This window comes from Roseovarius sp. D0-M9, assembly GCF_037083805.1.
Taxonomy (GTDB): Bacteria; Pseudomonadota; Alphaproteobacteria; order Rhodobacterales; family Rhodobacteraceae; genus Roseovarius.
In genome coordinates, this window is the sequence record NZ_JBAPKZ010000125.1 from 1 (window position 1) to 1,070 (window position 1,070).

Sequence of the window (1,070 nt, forward strand, 5' to 3'; positions counted from 1 at the left end):
CGGTCGGCTCAAGCACCTGCCCGCGTCACCCTACGACACAACATCTGGTGTGGTCGTGAACTGACCGGAGACCCGCACACCCACACAAACCGCGAAGAAGCCAAATTTCAAGAAAATGCTTCGTCTTCACGCACATTGGCCAATCTCTTTTTCGACAAGCAGGCAAACAATAAACCCGATTGAAGAAAGGACAAATGACGATCCGCTGGTCTGCGCGCCTTTTCTGTGAGGCGCAAGACGCAGCGGCCGATGATGAAAAACCTCCGAGCCTTTTTGACCGCCCCGGGACGAAACCCGGATCACCACCAACCATCATCGGAGGTAGCCCTGTTCGGGGTGCTTGCGCTCGCGCATCACGACCTCGGTGAAGCTCGCGACATTCGGCCCGACACGGGCGGCCCAGGCCCGGATGCGCTGCGGCGTCCAGTCCTCGCGGAACCTGTGGTGCGCCGGCATGTGATCGCGCTGCGTGGAATGCTGCCCATACTCGCGGCGTCCTGCCTTGATCATCCGCGCCTCGGCAGTGGCTGCCGGATAGGCTCGCACAAAGCAGGCATCACTGTGCGGCAGATCCATGACAAAGAAATGCGCCTTCTGCTCAATGCCGCCGATGACGACCACCGCCTCGCCGAAGTCGGCCTGGGCATGACCGGGCGGATGCGCCAGAGGCACCTGAGTTGAAGGCTGCTTGAGATCCGGAGTCCGGACTTCCGCCGCCAAGATCGCCGATAACTTGACGATGCCCATCGAAGCGATGCGCCACTTTGCCGGGATCGAGCTGGGTGACGACCGTATCCCCGATGAGACGCCCATCCTCAACTTTCGCCATCTGCAGGAGCGTCACTGCATTACAGAAGCGATTTTTGCAGATGCGAACCCAAGACTGGTTCAAATTCGTCAAACCGCACGACATGGTCAGTTCAATTTGTCGCTTGCCCGCTCTGTCTGATGTCATACTGATTAACCTCAAAAGGTCGGTGGGGTGTTTGCCCAAAGGATGCGCGCACGCGTGTTGCCAGGGTTGCGATAGCCATGTTTGAGGTGCGATTTGAAATGAAATGCGTCGCCCA

The 1,070-nt window shown here is 58.6% G+C and carries 1 protein-coding gene and 2 pseudogenes; 2 read left to right on the forward strand and 1 reads right to left on the reverse strand.

The genetic code is table 11. The features are described 5' to 3' along the window. The coding region (locus V8352_RS21810) for a hypothetical protein (protein WP_336426355.1) at positions 1 to 183 on the forward strand (183 nt) is incomplete at its 5' end. 330 nt (positions 184 to 513) lie between these two features. Here V8352_RS21810 and V8352_RS21815 read toward each other — a convergent pair. After that, a pseudogene (locus V8352_RS21815) lies at positions 514 to 678 on the reverse strand (IS21 family transposase); the annotation flags it as partial. Between the two features lie 67 nt (positions 679 to 745). Here V8352_RS21815 and V8352_RS21820 point away from each other — a divergent pair. Beyond that, positions 746 to 853: pseudogene (locus V8352_RS21820) on the forward strand (IS5 family transposase); the annotation flags it as partial. Positions 854 to 1,070: the final 217 nt, after the last annotated feature.